The following is a 19,570-nucleotide window of genomic DNA, read 5'->3' on the forward strand; positions in this document are numbered from 1 at the left end:
CCCCTTGGGAAGAAGGAGACAGCCAATGACCAAATATGATGCCGATTGGGTGCGGGCCGAAGAAGCCAAGCGCAAATGGATGGCAGAAAACGGTCTCTATTCAGAGGAAGAAGAGCATTCCTCATGCGGTGTGGGCCTTGTTGTGTCCGTCGATGGTAAGCCGTCACGCAAGGTGGTGGATGCCGGGATCGATGCGCTAAAGGCAATCTGGCATCGCGGCGCGGTGGATGCGGACGGTAAAACCGGGGATGGCGCAGGTATCCATGTGCAGATCCCGGTCCCATTCTTCTATGATCAGATTCGTCGCACGGGTCATGAACCAAACTTGGATGAACTGGTTGCTGTCGGTCAGGTTTTCCTGCCCCGCACGGATTTTGGCGCGCAGGAACAATGCCGGACTATAGTGGAAACCGAAGTTCTGCGCATGGGTTACTATATTTATGGCTGGCGACATGTGCCGGTTGATGTGACCTGTCTGGGCGAAAAGGCCAACGCGACCCGGCCCGAGATTGAGCAAATCCTGATCTCGAACTCCAAAGGCGTGGATGAAGAGACATTCGAGCGTGAGCTCTATGTCATTCGTCGCCGTATTGAAAAAGCGGCGCTGGCCGCAGGAATCTCGGGGCTGTATCTGGCGTCGCTGTCTTGCCGGTCGATCATCTATAAAGGCATGATGCTGGCCGAGCAGGTCGCTGTTTTCTACCCCGACCTGATGGATGAGCGGTTCGAGTCCGCTTTTGCGATTTACCACCAGCGCTATTCGACCAACACGTTCCCGCAATGGTGGCTGGCCCAGCCCTTCCGTATGTTGGCCCACAACGGTGAGATCAACACGCTGAAAGGCAACATCAACTGGATGAAAAGCCACGAGATCCGCATGACCTCGGATAGCTTTGGCGTCTATGCCGAGGATATCAAACCGATTATAGCGGGCGGATCGTCGGATTCCGCCGCATTAGACTCGGTATTCGAGGTCTTGGTGCGTGCGGGGCGCTCGGCGCCGATGGCGAAAACCATGCTGGTTCCGGAAAGCTGGTCCAAGCAAGCTATCGAGCTGCCGCAAAGCTGGCGCGACATGTATTCCTACTGCAATTCAGTGATGGAACCTTGGGATGGCCCTGCTGCGCTGGCAATGACGGATGGCCGCTGGGTATGTGCCGGTTTGGATCGGAACGGTCTGCGCCCGATGCGCTATGTGGTAACCGGCGATGGTCTGGTCATCGCGGGGTCCGAGGCGGGTATGGTGCCGATTGATGAGGCCACCGTGACCGAAAAAGGCGCGCTGGGACCGGGCCAGATGCTGGCTGTCGATATGAAAAAGGGCAAGCTGTTCCGCGACAAGCAGATCAAGGACAAACTGGCCCGAGCACTGCCGTTTGGCGACTGGGTCGGCAAGATCAACGATCTGGACGAGTCACTTGCGGGCGTGACGGAACACCCGAAATTCATCGGAGAAGAACTGCGCAAGCGTCAGATCGCGGCCGGGTATTCTGTAGAAGACCTAGAACAGATTCTTGCCCCGATGGCAGAGGACGGCAAAGAGGCGCTGGCTTCGATGGGGGATGATACGCCCTCGGCTGTTCTGTCCAAGCAATACCGCCCGCTTAGCCACTTTTTCCGGCAGAACTTCAGCCAGGTGACGAACCCTCCGATCGACAGTTTGCGTGAATACCGTGTGATGTCGCTGAAGACGCGGTTCGGCAACCTTAAGAACGTGCTGGACGAAGACAGCAGCCAGACCGAGATCATCGTTCTGGAAAGCCCCTTTGTCGGCAATGCACAATGGGACACCCTGGTCAATCAACTGGGTTCACCCCTTGCGGAGATCGATTGTAGCTTTGAACCCGGCCGAGGCGCTCTGAGCGCCGCCTTGGCACGTGTTAGAGCCGAAGCAGAGGAAGCCGTGCGCTCGGGCGCGGGTCACTTGGTTCTGTCTGACATGAATTCAGGGCAAGGTCGTGTGGCGATGCCGATGATCCTGGCCACCAGTGCTGTGCATTCGCATTTGACCCGTCAGGGTTTGCGGACCTTTTGTTCGCTGAACGTGCGGTCTGCTGAATGTGTTGATCCTCATTACTTTGCGGTTCTGATCGGCTGTGGCGCGACTGTTGTGAACGCCTATCTGGCCGAAGATTCACTGGCTGATCGCATTGACCGTGGTCTGCTGGACGGCACCCTGACCGAAAACGTTGCGCGCTATCGCGAAGCCATCGACCAGGGTCTGCTGAAGATCATGGCCAAGATGGGTATTTCGGTGATCTCGTCCTATCGCGGTGGTCTGAATTTCGAAGCCGTGGGTCTCAGCCGCGCGATGGTGGCCGAGTATTTCCCGGGTATGACCAGTCGTATCTCCGGCATCGGTGTCACCGGCATTCAGACCAAAGTCGAAGAAATCCATGCCAAAGCGTGGGACAGCGGTCTGGATGTTCTGCCCATCGGTGGTTTCTACAAAGCGCGTAAATCGGGTGAGACCCACGCGTGGGAAGCAACCTCGATGCACATGATGCAAATGGCCTGTAACCGTGCCTCGTACGAGCTGTGGAAGCAGTATTCGGCCAAGATGCAGTCCAATCCTCCGATTCACTTGCGCGATCTGATGGATTTCAAGCCGCTGGGCAAGCCGGTGCCGATCGAAGAGGTCGAATCGATCACTTCAATCCGCAAACGCTTTGTCACTCCAGGCATGTCGCTGGGCGCCCTCAGCCCCGAGGCGCACAAGACACTGAACGTGGCGATGAACCGGATTGGCGCGAAGTCGGATTCCGGCGAAGGTGGTGAAGACCCGGCGCATTTTGTGCCTGAACCCAACGGTGACAACCCGTCGGCCAAGATCAAACAGGTGGCCTCGGGCCGGTTCGGCGTGACCGCCGAATACCTGAACCAGTGCGAAGAGCTTGAGATCAAGGTCGCCCAAGGCGCGAAACCGGGTGAGGGCGGTCAGCTGCCGGGTATGAAAGTCACAGACCTGATCGCGCGTCTGCGGCATTCTACCAAGGGCGTGACCCTGATCTCACCGCCGCCGCACCACGACATCTACTCGATCGAGGATTTGGCGCAGCTGATCTATGACCTGAAACAGATCAACCCGCGCTGCAAAGTGACGGTTAAGCTGGTGGCGTCCTCGGGCGTTGGCACGATTGCTGCCGGTGTGGCCAAGGCGAAAGCGGATATTATCCTTATTTCGGGTCACAATGGCGGCACTGGGGCCTCACCTGCGACCAGCATCAAATATGCCGGCCTGCCATGGGAAATGGGCCTGACCGAAGCCCATCAGGTTCTGGCGATGAACAACCTGCGCGACCGTGTGACTCTGCGGACGGATGGTGGCCTGCGCACCGGTCGTGACATCGTCATGGCCGCGATGATGGGCGCTGAGGAATACGGCATCGGTACCGCCGCCCTGATCGCAATGGGCTGTATTATGGTGCGTCAGTGCCAGTCGAACACCTGTCCGGTGGGCGTGTGTACGCAGGACGAATCGTTACGTGCCAGGTTTACTGGCAACGCGGACAAGGTGGTGAACCTGATCACCTTCTACGCACAGGAAGTGCGAGAACTGCTGGCTAGCCTCGGCGCACGTTCGATTGACGAAATCATCGGTCGTGCTGATCTGCTAGCACAGGTCAGCCGCGGATCGGCGCATCTGGATGATCTGGACCTCAACCCGCTGTTGATCACCGTCGATGGCGCACATGATATCGTCTACAACCGCGACAAGGATCGTAATGCAGTGCCGGATACGCTGGATGCCGAGATTGTGCGCGATGCGGCGCGATTCCTGAAGGACGGTGAGAAGATGCAACTATCTTACGCGGTGCAGAACACGCATCGGACCGTGGGTACACGTGTCTCAAGCCACATCGTCCAGAATTTCGGCATGCGGAACACGTTCCAGGACAATCACTTGCATGTGAAACTGCAGGGTTCGGCCGGCCAGTCGCTGGGGGCTTTTGCCGCTCCAGGTCTCAAGCTGGAGGTCTCGGGTGATGCCAACGACTATGTCGGCAAGGGGCTTTCGGGCGGCATGATCGTTGTGCGGCCCCCGCAGGTGAGCCCCCTCAAGGCGGAATATAACACCATCATTGGCAACACCGTCCTATACGGTGCCACCGATGGCCACCTATTTGCAGCAGGCCGCGCAGGTGAGCGGTTCGCGGTGCGAAATTCAGGTGCCAGAGTGGTGATCGAAGGCTGCGGCTCGAACGGATGTGAATACATGACCGGCGGCGTTGCGGTTATTCTCGGCGATATCGGTGCCAACTTTGGTGCGGGGATGACGGGTGGTATGGCTTATCTGTACGACCCCGAAGGCAAGGCCGAAGCGCTGATGAACATGGAGACGCTTGTCACCTGTCCGGTGACAGTGGACCATTGGGAAGATCAGCTGAAAGCAATGATCGAGCGCCATGTTGCGGAAACCAATAGCCGCAAAGCCATTGATATCTTACAGCATTGGGATGTGGAAAAGACCAACTTCCTGCAGGTTTGCCCAAAAGAGATGTTGAACAAGCTCAGTCATCCTCTGACCACCGAAGTGGCGGCGGTTCCTGCAGAATAGGTCTTGAGAGATCTAAATCTTTGGCCCGGCGTGTCGTTCCCAACACGCCGGGTATTCTTTTGTCTGGCCATATTGTTTCCAATTCTTGTGTAATGCCGTGCATAACGCCTAGCTTTAGTCATAGTTTATTCGGGAAATGCAGGCATGCTGCTATCCCAATGATGTGAGTGAAGTGGAATATCGGTGTGCCCACGACGTATACAGACCAGTTTTTTGTGCTCGACCCGGCCAATCCGGGTGCGAACGGAACCGTTGTTGGATCCACGCTGAACGTCGAGTTCTTTGATATCATCGATCAGAATGACGATGATCTGGTCAACCGGCTGAATGGAGACTCGGTTGATGGATCTGATATCACTGCGTCTTACTTCGATGATATGGTGACGATCGAGTTGCCGGGTGGTGCGCAGGTTACATATACCGGCGTTACCTTCTACCTTGCTGACGGGCGCGAGGTTTTTACCCCAACAGACGGATCGGTTCTGCAGCAAGGCACGTTTGTTTCTTCTTCAGTCACCGATTTTAGCGATGATGGGGCTTCGTTTGGTTCGATCGATATCGCCAACGGTGATCTCGGTCCGCCCTGCTTTACGCCCGGCACATTGATTAATACCCCCGATGGGCCCCGACCGGTCGAGGACCTGAAACTTGGAGATCTGGTTACGACCGCGGATAGCGGCGCCAAACCTGTGCTCTGGATTGGTCGGACCAAGGTAGCAGCCGAGGGTAAACTGGCCCCAATTCGGTTCGAGACAGGGATGTTCGGGCTCACGCGCCCTCTGCTTGTTTCGCCGCAGCACAGGATGCTGATCGATGATTGGCGTGCACCCTACCTGTTTGGCCATGAAGAAGTTCTGATCGCTGCCCATTGTCTTGTGAACGGAACAACAGTCACGCGTGTCGAAGGGGGCGAGGTGGATTATATCCACATTCTGTTCCGGCGACATGAGATCGTGTTCGCCAATGGCGCCAAAAGTGAAAGCTACTACCCGGGACATGCACTGACCCAGGCCGAGCGTCGGACGCAAGCAGAAGTATTGGCCTTGTTCCCGGAGTTGGCGGCGCGCGGAGCAGCCTCAGTCAGAACTGCACGCCCGGTTGTGCGACCGCGCGACGGACAGATGTTGTCGAAATAATCCGTTTCAAATACGCCCTTCGCGGCGTATAGCAAGGCATGGCAAAAAAAGCAGTCCGCAAACCGCGCGGTAAGAAAAAGAAGGCGTCCAGATCAAACAAAACAACAGGCCTCATCGCTCGGATACGGCGCTGGACCCTTCGTGTTGTTCTGGCGATGGTCGTGGCTTTTGTGTCTTTGGTTCTGATCTATTCAGTCGTGAACCCGCCGGTCACGCATACGATCTGGTCCGAGTGGCGGCGGCTTGGGAAGGTTGATCGCGAGTGGGTGCCGATCGAAGAGATTGCCCCGATCATGGCGCGGTCGGTCGTAGCAGCCGAGGATGCCAACTTCTGCCTGCATTGGGGCTTTGATGTCGAAGCGATCCGCGATGCGCTGGAAGATGGCGGCAGCCGGGGTGCATCGACCATCACGCAGCAGGTGGTCAAGAATGTATTTCTCTGGCAGGGGCGCAGCTGGGTCCGCAAGGCACTTGAAACCTCGATGACTCCGATTGTTGAAATCGTCTGGAGCAAGCAGCGCATTCTCGAAGTGTATCTGAACGTCGCGGAAACCGGACAAGGGATCTTTGGCGTCGAGGCCGCGGCGCAGAAGTATTATGGCGTGAGTGCGGCAAAAATGTCTCCGACACAAGCGGCGCGTGTGGCGGCGATTCTGCCATCCCCGCGCAACCGGTCGGTTACGGATCCATCGGTGCGGACCCGCAGGCGTGCCGCGTCAATTCTGGATGGAGCGGCCACCATCCGCGCAGATGGACGCGCCGCGTGTTTCGAGGATTGAAACCCAGACCCCTCAGCGGCTAAAGCTTGAAGGGTACTCTACTGGTTCGAATGGAAGTTCATGGCGCGTCTGTTTCACGTTCCCCTCTCGCCCTATTGCCGCAAGGTTCGCCTGTCTCTGGCCGAAAAGAAGATCGAGGTTGAGCTGGTCGAAGAACGATACTGGGAACAGGACCCGGATTTTTTGCGCCGCAACCCGGCGGGTAAGGTTCCTGTGCTGCGACTGGATGGTCAGATCATGGCCGAGAGCGCCGCGATCTGCGAATATATCGAAGAGACCCGACCCGAGCCACCCTTGATGCCTAAAAAAGCCGAAGCACGTTATGAGGTGCGGCGTTTGGTAGGCTGGTTTGATGACAAGTTTCACCACGAGGTGACCTCAAAGCTACTGTATGAGCGGGTGAACAAGAAAGTAACGGGGCAAGGCTATCCGGACAGCAAGAACGTCAAGGAGGGCGCGCGCGCGATCAAGTATCATCTGGATTATATGGCCTGGTTGCTGGATCACCGTCGCTGGCTGGCCGGAGATCAGATGACATTGGCCGATTTCGCCGCGGCGGCGCATCTGTCGGCGCTGGATTACATTTCGGACGTAGATTGGAACCGAAGCTCTGCGGTGAAGGACTGGTACGCCAAGATCAAATCCCGCCCGGCGTTCCGCTCGATTCTGGCGGATCAGGTTCCGGGATTCCGGCCACCGCCACATTACGCGGATCTGGATTTCTGATAGATTGAGGGGTAGGGGGCTGTCCGCCCCCTCTTGGCCATTGGGCCAATTCACCCCCGAAGGTATTTTTGGCCAGATGAAGAGCGGATCGGAGTTGAAACAGCGGTTGGTGGAGCAAGCCTTGTCTGAGGGGTTTGTCGCCTGTCGGGTTTGTCGTCCTTGGGATGTGCCCCTTGTTCCCGAACGGTTGGATGCCTTTCTACAAGCCGGATATCATGGCCAGATGGGCTGGATGGCTGAGCGGGCTCATTGGCGCGGTGATCCGTCTGTGCTGTGGCCTGACGCGCGGTCGGTGATCATGCTTGCGGAGAGCTATACGCCCGAGCATGACCCGACTGCGGTGCTGGCGCATTCCAACTTGGGCGCCATTTCGGTTTATGCGCAGAACAAGGATTATCACGATCTGGTTAAGAAGCGCCTCAAACGATTGGCGCGCTGGCTGATTGCCGAGGGTGGGGGTGAAGTGAAGGTGTTTGTCGATACTGCTCCGGTGCCAGAGAAGGCGCTGGGGCAGGCCGCTGGGCTGGGGTGGCAGGGCAAGCATACCAATCTTGTCAGTCAGGATTGGGGAAATTGGGCCTTTTTAGGGTCTGTTTTCACAACTTTGGATTTGCCTGTGGATGGCGCTGAGGTCGACCATTGTGGCTCATGCCGCGCGTGTTTGACGGCCTGTCCGACCGACGCGTTTCCGGCACCGTATCAGTTGGATGCGCGGCGCTGTATTTCGTATCTGACCATCGAGCATAAGGGGCCGGTGGAGGAAGAGTTGCGCGCGCTGTTGGGCAACCGAATCTATGGCTGCGATGATTGTCTCGCGGCCTGCCCGTGGAACAAGTTTGCGGTCGCGGCCAGTGACCTTCGCTATGCGGCGCGGGAGGAGCTAAAGGCGCCTCCGTTGGCGGAACTGGCGCAGCTGGATGATACAGCATTCCGCGCGATGTTCTCGGGCTCGCCGATAAAGCGGATCGGCCGGAATCGGTTCGTGCGGAACGTGCTTTATGCGATTGGGAACTCAGCGGTGCCGGCGTTACTGCCGGTTGCACAGGCGCTGACCGATGATCCGGATCCGACCGTGGCTGATGCAGCGCGCTGGGCGGCATCCCGGTTGTCGTAAACAGGCTGGACGCGCCGCAGGAAAACGCTACACCCGGTTCTGGCGAACAGATGGAGGACCCGATGGCGTTGGCTTTGGGGGTGGATACGGGCGGAACCTATACGGATGCGGTGCTGATCCGGGATGAGCGCGAGGTGATCGCGTCGGCCAAATCGCTGACCACACGAGCGGATCTGGCGATTGGTGTGGGCCGCGCGGTTTCTGCCGTGCTGGAGACGGCTGATGTGTCTCCGGATCAGATTGGGATGGCATCGTTGTCGACAACGCTGGCCACCAATGCGTTGGTCGAAGGCCAGGGCGGGCGCGTGGCGTTGATCTATGTCGGGTTTCGGGAAAGCGACCTTGAGAAACACGGTCTAAGAGAGGCATTGAAGGGCGATCCGGCTTTGGTTCTGGCCGGGGGGCACAACCATGCCGGGGGTCAGGTCGCCGAATTGGATGTTGCAGGGCTTGAGGCCTTTTTAGACTCACATTCAGGCATTTCCGGCTATGCGGTTGCAGCACAGTTCGCGACCAGAAATCCGGCACATGAACTGGAAGTGGCGCGCGTGATTTCCGAGCGTACGGGAGTGCCGGTCACGTGCTCTCATCATCTGTCGGCCAAGCTGAATGGGCCAAAGCGTGCAGTGACCGCCGTGCTGAATGCACGATTGATCGGGATGATCGACCGCTTGATCGGGCGCGCGCAGGATCAGTTGCGCGCGCAGGGCATCACCGCCCCAATGATGGTTGTGCGCGGGGATGGCGCTTTGATGAGCGCCGAGCAGGCGCGGGAGCGTCCGATTGAAACGATCCTAAGTGGCCCTGCGGCCTCTATCGTTGGCGCGCGCTGGCTGACCGATGTTGAGAACGCGCTGGTGTCCGATATCGGCGGGACTACGACCGACGTCGCGCTGATCAGAGATGGCAAACCTGCCATCGACCCCGCAGGCGCGCAGGTTGGGGGGTTCCGGACCATGGTGGAAGCGGTTGCGATGCGGACTCATGGTTTGGGCGGTGACAGTCAGGTGCATGTGGTGACCGAAGGCCTAGGCGGTGGTGTCTTCCTTGGGCCGCGTCGGGTGCTGCCGGTGTCGCTGATCGCAGCTGAGGCCCCGGATGTGGTACATGCGGCATTGGATGAGCAATTGCGGGCGACGACCGTAGGTGAACATGACACGAGGTTTGCCCGTCGTGTGTCGGGTATCCCCGCCGATGGGGTCGGGCCGCGTGAAACAGTATTACTGGACCGGTTGGAGGATCGTGTTGTGCCGCTCAGCAGTCTGTTGCAAACCCGGATGGAGCATGGGGCACTGGGCCGTTTGGTGGATCGCGGGATCGTACAGGTCTCGGGTGTCACCCCTTCGGATGCCAGCCATGCTCTGGGGCGGCTTGCGGATTGGGACTGCTCGGCAGCGCTTAAGGCGCTGGAACTGATGGCGCGTAAGCGGGTTGGATCAGGGGACAGGCTGGCAGCATCGCCTGAAGCGCTGGCTCAGCTCATTGTCGATCAGTTGACGGAACAAACCTCATTGACCTTATTAGAGACTGCTTTTGCCGAGGAAAGCCATGGGTTTGACCAGCCTGCAAGAGATCTGGCCCGGCATGTTCTGACGCAGCGCGGGCTGGCGAAACACCGTGGGTTGTTGGCATTGGATGCCGCGCTGAATGTGGATGTCGTGGGCCTTGGGGCTTCGGCCCCCAGCTATTACCCGGCAGTCGGAGAGCGGTTGCATTGCAAGATGGTCCTGCCAGAGCATGCCGGTGTTGCAAATGCCATCGGTGCGGTTGTCGGGCGGCTGACCCTTCGGCGGGCCGGTTCAGTTACGTCCCCGGCCGAAGGCCGCTATCGGGTACATCTGGAAGAGGGGCCGCAGGATTTCTCGGACTCGAATTCCGCTCTACAGTTGCTTGAAGATGTGCTGCGCAACGAGGCTGAGGGCGCGGTGCGCCAAGCAGGTGCCGAGGATATACGCGTGACAGTCGACCGCGATATCCGCACCGCCAAGATTGAAGCGCAAGAGGTATTCGTCGAAGCGTTGATCACGGTCGAGGCCAGTGGACGACCTCGTGTGGCGGTCGGATAGCCCCGCAAGGGGCTATACCGCGCAAGTCATTCTGCCGCACTGGAGCGTTTTGGCAGCACCCAGTCCGGGCGCGGGAAATGGCAGGTGTATCCGTTGGGGATGCGCTCTAGGTAATCTTGATGCTCGGGCTCGGCTTCCCAGAAATCGCCGACGGGTTCGACTTCGGTCACCACATTGCCGGGCCAAATGCCGCTGGTGTTGACATCGGCAATTGTATCTTCGGCCACCTGTTTCTGGGCATCGTCCACATAGTAGATCGCCGAGCGATAACTCATTCCGCGGTCATTGCCCTGACGATTCAGGGTGGTCGGGTCGTGGATCTGGAAAAAGAACTCTAGCAGATCGCGATAGGTGATCTGGGTCGGGTCGAACCAGATTTCGATCCCTTCAGCATGGGTGCCGTGGTTGCGATAAGTTGCGTTTGGCACATCGCCACCGGTGTACCCGACGCGGGTGCGCGAGACGCCGGGCAATTTGCGGATCAGGTCCTGCATGCCCCAAAAGCAGCCTCCGGCCAGAACGGCGCGTTCATCGGTCATCAGATATCCTCCACATGGATCAGAAATTCGCCATACCCTTCGGCCTCCATCTCGTCGCGATGAATGAACCGCAGCGAGGCGGAATTGATGCAATAGCGTAGCCCGCCATGTTCGCGGGGGCCATCGGGAAACACATGGCCCAGGTGGCTGTCGCCGTGTTTCGAGCGGACCTCGGTCCGGATCATGCCATGAGTGGTGTCGCGAAACTCTTCGACATGTTCATGTATGATTGGCTTGGTGAAACTGGGCCAGCCGCAGCCGGATTCGTATTTGTGGGTCGAGGCGAACAACGGCTCGCCCGAGACGATATCCACGTAGATGCCCGGTTCCTTGTTGTTCAACAGCTTGCCAGTGCCCGGGCGTTCGGTGCCGCTGCGCTGGGTGACGTGAAATTCTTCAGGTGAGAGGGCCGCAATGACCTCGGGGTCTTTGGTATAACGGGACATGGATCCTCCGGTGTTTGAATGATGATGTCCTATTTGGGCATAGATGCGCAGGAATCAAAACCATATTACAGCGCGCTCGCGGGTCTGTGCAGTTGATCCAAACGAATGCACGGCGCGTATGATTTATAACAGGAGGTGAAGTGATGTTCCGTATGGCTCTGTTGACTGCTCTGATCTTGTTGGGCAAAGCCCTTCAGGCGGCACCACTGACGGGCGAATTTTCATCAATCGATGGTGGGACAATATCACTGGAAGACTGGCGCGGACAGCCCGTGCTTGTGGTCAACACGGCGTCGCTTTGCGGCTTTACCGGACAATACGCAGCGTTGCAGGAGCTGTACGAAACATATGAAGAACGCGGGCTGGTAGTACTGGCGGTCCCGTCGAATTCGTTCAAACAAGAGCTGGCGTCGTCGAAAGAGGTCAAGAATTTTTGCGAACTAAATTATGACCTTACGCTTCCGATGACGGATATCACTCCAGTGAAAGGTTCGGATGCCCATCCGTTTTACCAAGCTGTTGCTGCGCAGACTGGCTTTGTCCCGAAATGGAACTTTAACAAAGTGCTTATTGGCCCCGAGGGTGAGGTCGTTGCCACCTATGGGTCAAGCACCAAGCCAAATGCGCCTAAGTTGATAGATCAGGTCGAGGCGTTGCTGCGCTGACCGGGTTCGCGCGACAGCTGTACGGCAAGAATTCCCAGCGTTGTGATCAGAACCCCCACCGCATCCAATGGGCCAAGCTTCTCACCCAGTAAAATGGCTGCGATGGTCACGCCGAATACCGGGTTGAGGAAATGGAATGTTGCCGCACGGATCGGGCCGATGCGATCCAGTAGCAGGAACCAGATGAAAGTTGCCAGAAGGCCCGGGAATAGCGTGGTGTAGGTAAAAGCCAGCATAAAAGGCAGTGTGGCGTGGATATGAATAGACTCGAACACCGGGGCGGCGAGAAACAGCACCGCCGATCCGATAAGCATCTGCAGCCCAACCACCATCATGAAGTTACCGCCCGAAGTCGCCCCCCGAACAGCCAAGGTGGCAAAGGTCAGCGCCAGCGCCCCGATTCCGCAGAGCAGAACCCCGAACAGATCGACACCAGCGTTAATCCGGCTACCCATGATCAGCGCGACACCGACAAAACCTGCCAGCAAGCCGACGATGCCCAGCGGGCGTATCCGCTCACCCAATAGCAGCCAGCCGGCTAGGGCTACCAGCAGGGGCATAGTCGAGGCGATGATCGCCGCGACCGAAGCCTCGACTGTCTGCATCGCATAGAAGTTTAGACCCAAATAAAGGGCATTTTGGCAGATTCCGAACAGAATAGTGGCGCGCCATTGGTTGCGAGTCAGGCGCCAGCTTTGCCCCATGGCGCGTGCGATCGCCACGCCCAGTAGTCCCGAAATCAGAAATCGCAGCGCCAACGAGAACAGAGGCGAGGCATCGGCAACGATGATCCGCGCCGAGCTGAAGGCCGAAGACCAGATGAGGGCGAAAACAAGCCCCATGGCGATGGCGCGCAGGTCCATTACGGCCTCCTGATGAAATTCGGGCGACTGTTCCTGATTTTAACATGAGCTGCAAGGACCCATTGCGTCGAATAGCGGGGTCGCCCGATAGTTGGCATCAATGAGCTTGCGCGCAATGAGAATGAGCAGAGCTTTTGTAGAAAAGCACTGCTCATCATTATGATTCAGCTTGTCGCTTGATTCAGGCGAAAAAGCTAAGATCGTCCATCGAGAACCAACCCGCGTTCTCAACGTGCTCGTTGATGATTTCACCTCCCGATGCGACGAACTCGACGTGATCAATATCGCGCCAGTCAAACTCGTGTGTGACGTGATCGAATGTCAGATCGACCTCTGCGGAGTGCACCAGCTCATCGCCATTATAGGCATTGATAGTGACTTGGTTTGCCCAGTTCGATTCAGGAATATACGTGGTGTCCGATCTGGAAGCATTGGCCAAGGAAACGCTGTTGAAGTTGAATTCTTCGCCATCGCTTTTCGAGAAGCCGACAGTTGCCCCCCAGGAATTGAACGCCTCCAGGTCGGGGTCGGGGTTTGAGCCACCGTATTCGTATGGGGTTAGAATACCATCAGTGTTGCTCTGCCCTTTGCTAACACTTGCAATAAATGCACCATTCAGCACCTGATCACTGTCATTGATGCGGGTTCCGTCATTGAAATCCAGCACGAACTCTTCAAGCGGGTCAGGCGCGGTCAGTTCCGGGAAGTATTGGAACAAGGATTCAGGGATGTCCTCGACCTTTTCATACAAAGAAATCTCTTTCCCGCCTGCGTCTGGATAGCTGGTGACCTTCAATGCCCAAGAAGCACTGTCGTCCCCGTCCAGTTGCAGCACGTCAGAACGGTTTCCATCCGCATAAAGTGTAACGGTTACGTCCCCGTTATCTTTCTCCAGCCGACGTTCTGAGATTTGTCCGTCCTGATAGGTGGTCGTGATCGAATCCCAGGATTTCGCATCCAGCTCATCAGTCTGGCTGATGCTGACGCGCTGGCTATCTGACCAGACCTCGTGCTTCACGACGCCGTTGTCATATGTCTTTGTCTTTTCAGATTTCTTTCCACTGCCATCAAATGAGGTGCTGATGGTTTCCCACGACTTTATGTCGCTTCCGTCTGTCTGCGTTACGTTGCTACGCTGTCCGTCTGTCCACGTTTCCTGTTTGACAATTCCATTGTCATAGGTGGTCGTCCGTCCGGTTGTTTCTCCGTTGACATCGAAGAACGTGTCGATCCGATCCCAGGATTTGGTTTGTAGAAAGTCCTGAACAGTACTGAAATGACCGGGCGCGAAGGCTTCAACCGTCCGGGCACCATTATCGTTTGTTATCGTGCGGCCTATGATATTGCCCGACGCATCATAGCGTAGAACGATCTGGTCCCAGGGTTTTGCACCGTCTCCGAAAAACCCATCTTGGATGAGAATCTCATTCGGAACTCCATTTTGAAAGGTCTCGGTCACGCGGATACTGTCTGGATAAACCGTTCCGCGTTCGGTCATTATGCCATTGGCGTCATAGTCAATGAACCGATTATCAAAGCCCAATGCCTCTTCTGTTTCGACATAAAATTCCTGACGCAAAACGCCGTCTTCGTAAGTCCCGAAGACCTCGTATCCGGCATCAAAAGTCGTCCGCGTTGCAACGACAACATCGTCTTCAATCGTGTATTGGATGCTTGCCCAGTCGAATTGATTTTCTGTATCGAATTCAGTGGTTTGATATCGTGCCAAAAATCGAGATTCCTCAATAATACTTCCCATTAAGCGAGTGGATGAGGAATATGACACAACTATGGCGATAGTTGCAAAAACTCGATATTAATCAGATGTTTACATAGCTTATTCAGGCAAAAAAAGGGCCGCCCGGTGGCGACCCCTTCGATCTTGCTATCTGTCTTCGGCGAATTAGCCGTTGACGCTGTCTTTCAGAGCTTTCGCGATGGTCATTTTGACCACTTTGTCGGCTTCTTTCTTGAACTGCTCGCCGGTGGCGGGGTTGCGCACCATGCGCTCGGGGCGCTCGCGGCAGTAGATTTTGCCAACGCCGGGCAGGGTGACGGCACCACCGGCCGAAACTTCGCGGGTGATCAGGCCTGTCATGGCCTCCAGCGCAGCGTTTGCGGATTTCTTGTCAGTTCCCATTTCCTCAGCGAGAGCAGCCACCAGCTGAGTCTTTGTCATAGGCTTTGCCATTTCTTGGTCTCCTTAACGTGCCCGATCTATAGGGCCTCACCGCGTAACTGTAACGGGATATTGTGGCTGAACACAACGAATAGTAGCACTAAAAACCCCAAAAATAGGGGAAATTCGTTGCTTTTTTGCTTCAGAGAAAGGCCGTTTCGTCGAACGAACGCAATTTCCGGCTGTGTAATCGTTCCAGCGGCATGCAGCGCAAGTGTTCCATCGCCCGGATTCCGATCGCCAAATGACGACTGACCTGAGTGGTATAGAACGCCGAAGCCATGCCGGGAAGTTTTAATTCACCATGCAAGGGCTTATCCGAGACGCACAGCAACGTGCCATAAGGAACCCGAAACCGATAACCGTTGGCAGCGATTGTTGCACTTTCCATATCCAGCGCAATCGCACGGGACTGGCTGAGCCGTTGCACCGGGCCGGACTGATCGCGAAGCTCCCAATTGCGGTTATCGACCGAGGCGACAGTACCTGTTCGCATGATACGTTTCAGCTCGTAGCCTTCCAACTCGGTTACCTCGGCCACAGCCTGTTCCAGCGCGACCTGAACCTCGGCCAGCGGTGGGATCGGCACCCAGACGGGCAGGTCGTCGTCCAGCACTTTGTCCTCGCGCAGGTAGGCATGTGCCAGTACGAAATCCCCAAGCGCCTGCGTGTTGCGCAGACCGGCGCAGTGGCCGACCATCAACCAGGCGTGCGGGCGCAGAACCGCAATGTGGTCGGTGGCCGTTTTGGCATTCGATGGCCCGACGCCGATATTGACCAGCGTGATCCCAGACCCATCCGCGCGTTTCAGGTGGTAGGTTGGCATTTGCGGCAGTTTAAGGGGCTGTTCCAGTACGGCTTCGGCGTCCGTGATCTCAACATTCCCGGTCGAGACAAAGCTGGTATAGCCGCTGTCGGGATCGGCCAGTTGAGCCCGTGCGTAGCTCTCAAATTCCGAGACATAGAACTGATAGTTGGTGAACAGCACATGGTTTTGGAAATGGCCGGGGTCAGTCGCCGTATAATGCGACAGTCGTGCAAGCGAATAGTCCACCCGCTGGGCTGTGAAGAGCGCAAGGGGTTCCGCTTCGTTTTCCAGCTCGTGCACGCCATTCACGATATCGTCGTTTGTTGTATTCAGGTCCGGTACATCGAACGCATCGCGCAGAGTGAACCCAGCTGCACCCTGATGCGGGACAACCAGATCCGGGTTATTGGCGACAGCGAAATGGACCGGGATCGGCGTTTCCGAAGCTCCGATTGTGACCGGCTGATCGTGGTTCTTGATCAATAGCGCGATTTGCTGGGTAAGGTAGGACCGGAACAGATCGGGGCGCGTCACTGTCGTGGCGTGCGTGCCCGGCTCGGACACGTGACCGAAGCTCAGCCGGCTGTCGACCTGCGCGTAAGACGAGGTCCTGATCCGGATTTCGGGGTAGAACGCCCGAAACCTCTCGGTAGGAGCGCCGTTCTTAAGTGCATTTGCAAACCTATCGCACAGGAATTTTGTCGCCTGTTCATAGAGCTCTTCTAAACGTGCGACAGCTGCAAGCGGATCGCTAAATTTCTCGGGGTTGGGAACGTCAGGTGTTCGGATAGTAGTCATGCAAGGGGTTCCAGAAGGTCGATCTTTTCGAATGTACGTACGTCCACCAGCCCAAGGTCCGAGATCCGCAGTTCTGGGATCACAACCAGGGCCAGCAGAGAATGCTGCATATATGCGTTGTTAAGCTGACAGCCGCAGGTCTTCATCGCCTCGACCATTTGTTCTGCTTTGGCGGCAACCTCAGTCGCTGGGTTGTCGGACATCAGGCCTGCGATCGGCAGTTCCACCAAGGCCAGTTCCTCGCCATCGCGAAAGATTGTGATGCCTCCGCCCACTTCGGCCAGCCTGTTCGCGGCCAGCGCCATCTGTTCACGGTCGGTACCGACAACAATCATATGGTGGCTGTCATGCGCAACGGTCGAGGCCATGGCCATTTTGCCTTGATACCCAAAGCCCGAGACAAAGGCGTTAGTCACACCCCCCGTGGCGCGATGCCGCTCGACCAATGCGATCTGGCACACGTCGCCTTCGCCTTCAACAAGCCCTTCGATAATCGGCAGCTCGGATTTCAACGCTTGCGTTGGGGCCTGATTTTCAACCACCCCGATCACGTTGGCCGTGACACGGTTCGCTCCGGCAGGGGCTGCGATTTCAAAGTCTGTCGAGGTCAACGCATGCCCTAGGTGTACGGTATTTCGCGCCTTAGCGGGCCAGTTCAGATGCGGGCATTCGACCGTTACCGTCCCGTTTTCAGCCACAATCTGACCGCGCGCAACCACGGTTTCGATCGGAAGCTCTACCAGATCAGAACTCACGATAATGTCAGCGCGCCGCCCGGGTGTGATCGAGCCGATCTCGCGTTCCAACCCAAAATGGGTCGCCGTGTTGATCGTCGCCATTTGCAGCGCAACCAGAGGATCGCAACCACAGGCAATCGCATGTCGCACTACGCGGTTCATGTGTCCGTCATTTACCAGCGTTCCCGAATGGCAGTCGTCGGTGCACAAGATGAAGTTGCGCGGGTCCAGCCCTTTTTCAGTCACCGCAGTAATCTGGCTTTCGACATCATACCAAGCCGACCCCAACCGCATCATTGACCGCATTCCCTGACGGACACGTGCGATGGCGTCTGCCTCGCAGGTGCCCTCATGGTCATCAGCAGGGCCGCCGGCGACATATGCCGCGAAATCAAACCCTAAATCAGGCGAAGCATAGTGCCCGCCAACAATTTTCCCGGCGCGCTGTGTGGCTGCGATCTCTGCCAACATTTTCGGATCGCCATGAATGACACCGGGAAAGTTCATCATCTCGCCCAGTCCGATGATACCGGGCCACGACATCGCCTCGGCCACATCCTCAGCAGTGATTTCGTACCCGGTCGTCTCCAACCCGGGAGCTGATGGCGCGCAAGACGGCATCTGGGTGAAGATGTTCACCGGCTGCATCAGCGCTTCGTCATGCATCAGACGCACGCCTTCCAACCCCATCACGTTTGCGATCTCATGCGGGTCGGTGAACATCGAAGTTGTGCCATGCGGAATGACTGCGCGGGCAAATTCTGCCGGGGTCAACATGCCCGATTCGATATGCATATGCGCATCGCATAACCCCGGCACCAAATAGCGACCGTGCGCCTCGATGATCTGAGTCTCAGGACCGATACAATGCGCGGCGTCCGGCCCCACAAAAGCGACGCGCCCCGCAGCGATCGCCACGTCATGGTCAGGCAGGGTTTCGCGGCTATGCACATTGATCCAGACGCCGCCACGGATCACCAAATCGGCAGCCTCGCGGCCAGCAGCAACAGCGATGAGACGAGGGGCGGTATCGGGCCAACTTGGGAAGGGAGTGTATTCCATGGCCCAACTTTCCCGAATGCGGCGCAAGGTGCAACCCCCACTATTAAGGTATCATGGAATCATCACAAAACCTGCCATCCGCAGCGCGCCAGCGCTGCCACGCCCAACCAGAGGAGAGGCCCGAAGGGCATTGACGATGGGTGGGAGCGACCCGCGATTAGTTGTGGCGATCGGCTTCAATCTCCGCGCGCAGCCAGTCGACAAACGCCAACGCGCCCGGCGTTTCCTCGGCTTGGGGCGATAGCAATAGATAATAGGCCTCGGGCATAGCAGCGCGATGGTTGAACGGTGCGATCAGGCGGCCTTCTTCAATCAACCGTTTTGCGATCATGTCGTGGGCTAAACACAAGCCTCCTCCGGCCATCGCAACCGACAGGCTGACCAGATAGGTCGTCGAATAGGTTACCTTGGGTTTTTGCCAAGTTAGACTCTGATCTGTGATCCAACTCTCCCAATTCGACAACAAATTTGAACAGTCGAATAGGGGCTGTTCCTGCAGAGTTTCCAGCGTCACCGGGAAGTCGGGGGCACAGACAGGATAGTAGTGATCTGTTCGCAGCAATTCCGTTCGCACCGTATCGGCTGGGCGCAGCGAATAGCGGATTTCCACCGCCGCGCCTTCGGCCATTTCACGCGGCTCCCAGAGCTCAGTGAAGATATTCAGATGTACATCCGGATGCAGTTCCCGAAACCGGGGTAGGCGCGGAGCCAGCCAGTTGACGGCAAATGTGATGTTGCTCTGGACCTGAACCGCGTTTTGTTGTGCGCCCGTGACGGCTTGTGTCCCCCTTACCAGAGTTCGAAAGGCTTCACGCACGACCGGCAGATAGGTGATACCAGCTTCGGTCAGCTCCAATGCACGCGGACGACGAAGGAATAAGGGCTGACCCAAATAGCCCTCTAGTGATTTGATTTGCTGGCTGACTGCGCTTTGCGTCATGTTCAAATCCCGCGCCGCCCCCGTGAATGACAAATGACGGGCCGCCGCTTCAAATGTGCGTAGCCAGCCGAGCGGTGGAAGTGATTTCTGCATGCTCATAACTCTGCCAGTAGTTTTACTAATGAACTAGGCATGTTTTTTTCGTTGGTCAAAC

15 protein-coding genes are annotated in these 19,570 nt (G+C 57.0%); 7 read left to right on the forward strand and 8 right to left on the reverse strand.

The features are described 5' to 3' along the window. Positions 1–25: 25 nt before the first annotated feature. The 6 genes from gltB to ACR0KC_RS20615 all read left to right on the forward strand — a co-directional run bounded on the left by gltB (position 26) and on the right by ACR0KC_RS20615 (position 10,379). Positions 26–4,558 (forward strand): glutamate synthase large subunit, encoded by a 4,533-nt coding sequence (gltB, locus tag ACR0KC_RS20590; protein WP_480791477.1) that lies wholly within the window; start codon positions 26–28, stop codon positions 4,556–4,558. A gap of 185 nt (positions 4,559–4,743) precedes the next feature. Beyond that, complete coding sequence (locus ACR0KC_RS20595) at positions 4,744–5,694, forward strand: Hint domain-containing protein (protein ID WP_480772209.1); 951 nt, start codon at positions 4,744–4,746, stop codon at positions 5,692–5,694. Between the two features lie 38 nt (positions 5,695–5,732). Beyond that, the gene (gene mtgA / locus ACR0KC_RS20600) at positions 5,733–6,473 is read left to right on the forward strand and encodes a monofunctional biosynthetic peptidoglycan transglycosylase (protein WP_170636748.1); all 741 of its coding nucleotides are present in this window, start codon (positions 5,733–5,735) and stop codon (positions 6,471–6,473) included. Positions 6,474–6,533: 60 nt separating this feature from the next. Next, positions 6,534–7,199, forward strand: a complete 666-nt coding sequence (gene fzlA / locus ACR0KC_RS20605; RefSeq protein WP_170399162.1) for an FtsZ-binding protein FzlA — start codon at positions 6,534–6,536, stop codon at positions 7,197–7,199. Positions 7,200–7,275: 76 nt separating this feature from the next. Continuing rightward, the gene (queG, locus tag ACR0KC_RS20610; protein WP_170515246.1) at positions 7,276–8,313 is read left to right on the forward strand and encodes a tRNA epoxyqueuosine(34) reductase QueG; all 1,038 of its coding nucleotides are present in this window, start codon (positions 7,276–7,278) and stop codon (positions 8,311–8,313) included. 62 nt (positions 8,314–8,375) lie between these two features. Further along, positions 8,376–10,379 (forward strand): hydantoinase/oxoprolinase family protein, encoded by a 2,004-nt coding sequence (locus ACR0KC_RS20615; protein WP_480772210.1) that lies wholly within the window; start codon positions 8,376–8,378, stop codon positions 10,377–10,379. A gap of 26 nt (positions 10,380–10,405) precedes the next feature. Here ACR0KC_RS20615 and msrA read toward each other — a convergent pair whose 3' ends face one another. After that, the gene (msrA, locus tag ACR0KC_RS20620; RefSeq protein WP_480616042.1) at positions 10,406–10,918 is read right to left on the reverse strand and encodes a peptide-methionine (S)-S-oxide reductase MsrA; all 513 of its coding nucleotides are present in this window, start codon (positions 10,916–10,918) and stop codon (positions 10,406–10,408) included. Continuing rightward, positions 10,918–11,364 carry a peptide-methionine (R)-S-oxide reductase MsrB gene (gene msrB / locus ACR0KC_RS20625; RefSeq protein ID WP_170399151.1) on the reverse strand — a complete coding sequence of 149 codons (447 nt, stop codon included), beginning with the start codon at positions 11,362–11,364 and terminating at the stop codon, positions 10,918–10,920. Before msrB ends, msrA begins: the two co-directional genes overlap by 1 nt. A 143-nt stretch (positions 11,365–11,507) precedes the next feature. Between msrB and ACR0KC_RS20630 the strand changes: the two genes are divergently transcribed. Then, on the forward strand, positions 11,508–12,029 hold the full coding sequence (locus ACR0KC_RS20630) for a glutathione peroxidase (protein ID WP_480772211.1): 522 nt from the start codon (positions 11,508–11,510) through the stop codon (positions 12,027–12,029). Here the strand turns inward: ACR0KC_RS20630 and ACR0KC_RS20635 are convergent. The 6 genes from ACR0KC_RS20635 to ACR0KC_RS20660 all read right to left on the reverse strand — a co-directional run bounded on the left by ACR0KC_RS20635 (position 12,005) and on the right by ACR0KC_RS20660 (position 19,509). Then, on the reverse strand, positions 12,005–12,892 hold the full coding sequence (locus ACR0KC_RS20635) for a DMT family transporter (protein ID WP_480707533.1): 888 nt from the start codon (positions 12,890–12,892) through the stop codon (positions 12,005–12,007). The two genes, ACR0KC_RS20630 and ACR0KC_RS20635, sit on opposite strands and share 25 nt — an antisense overlap. A 181-nt stretch (positions 12,893–13,073) precedes the next feature. Beyond that, entirely contained in the window at positions 13,074–14,621 is a 1,548-nt protein-coding gene (locus ACR0KC_RS20640) for a hypothetical protein (RefSeq protein WP_480707534.1), read from the reverse strand. Positions 14,622–14,795: 174 nt separating this feature from the next. Next, the gene (locus ACR0KC_RS20645) at positions 14,796–15,083 is read right to left on the reverse strand and encodes an HU family DNA-binding protein (protein WP_010442901.1); all 288 of its coding nucleotides are present in this window, start codon (positions 15,081–15,083) and stop codon (positions 14,796–14,798) included. Between the two features lie 130 nt (positions 15,084–15,213). Further along, a complete protein-coding gene (locus tag ACR0KC_RS20650; RefSeq protein ID WP_480707535.1) occupies positions 15,214–16,677 on the reverse strand; it encodes an AMP nucleosidase in 1,464 nt (487 codons plus the stop codon). After that, positions 16,674–18,476 carry an adenine deaminase gene (ade, locus tag ACR0KC_RS20655; protein ID WP_480772212.1) on the reverse strand — a complete coding sequence of 601 codons (1,803 nt, stop codon included), beginning with the start codon at positions 18,474–18,476 and terminating at the stop codon, positions 16,674–16,676. Before ade ends, ACR0KC_RS20650 begins: the two co-directional genes overlap by 4 nt. 157 nt (positions 18,477–18,633) lie before the next feature. Continuing rightward, positions 18,634–19,509, reverse strand: a complete 876-nt coding sequence (locus ACR0KC_RS20660; protein ID WP_170399135.1) for a LysR family transcriptional regulator — start codon at positions 19,507–19,509, stop codon at positions 18,634–18,636. Positions 19,510–19,570: the final 61 nt, after the last annotated feature.

This window comes from Ruegeria sp. CF3 (assembly GCF_056537365.1).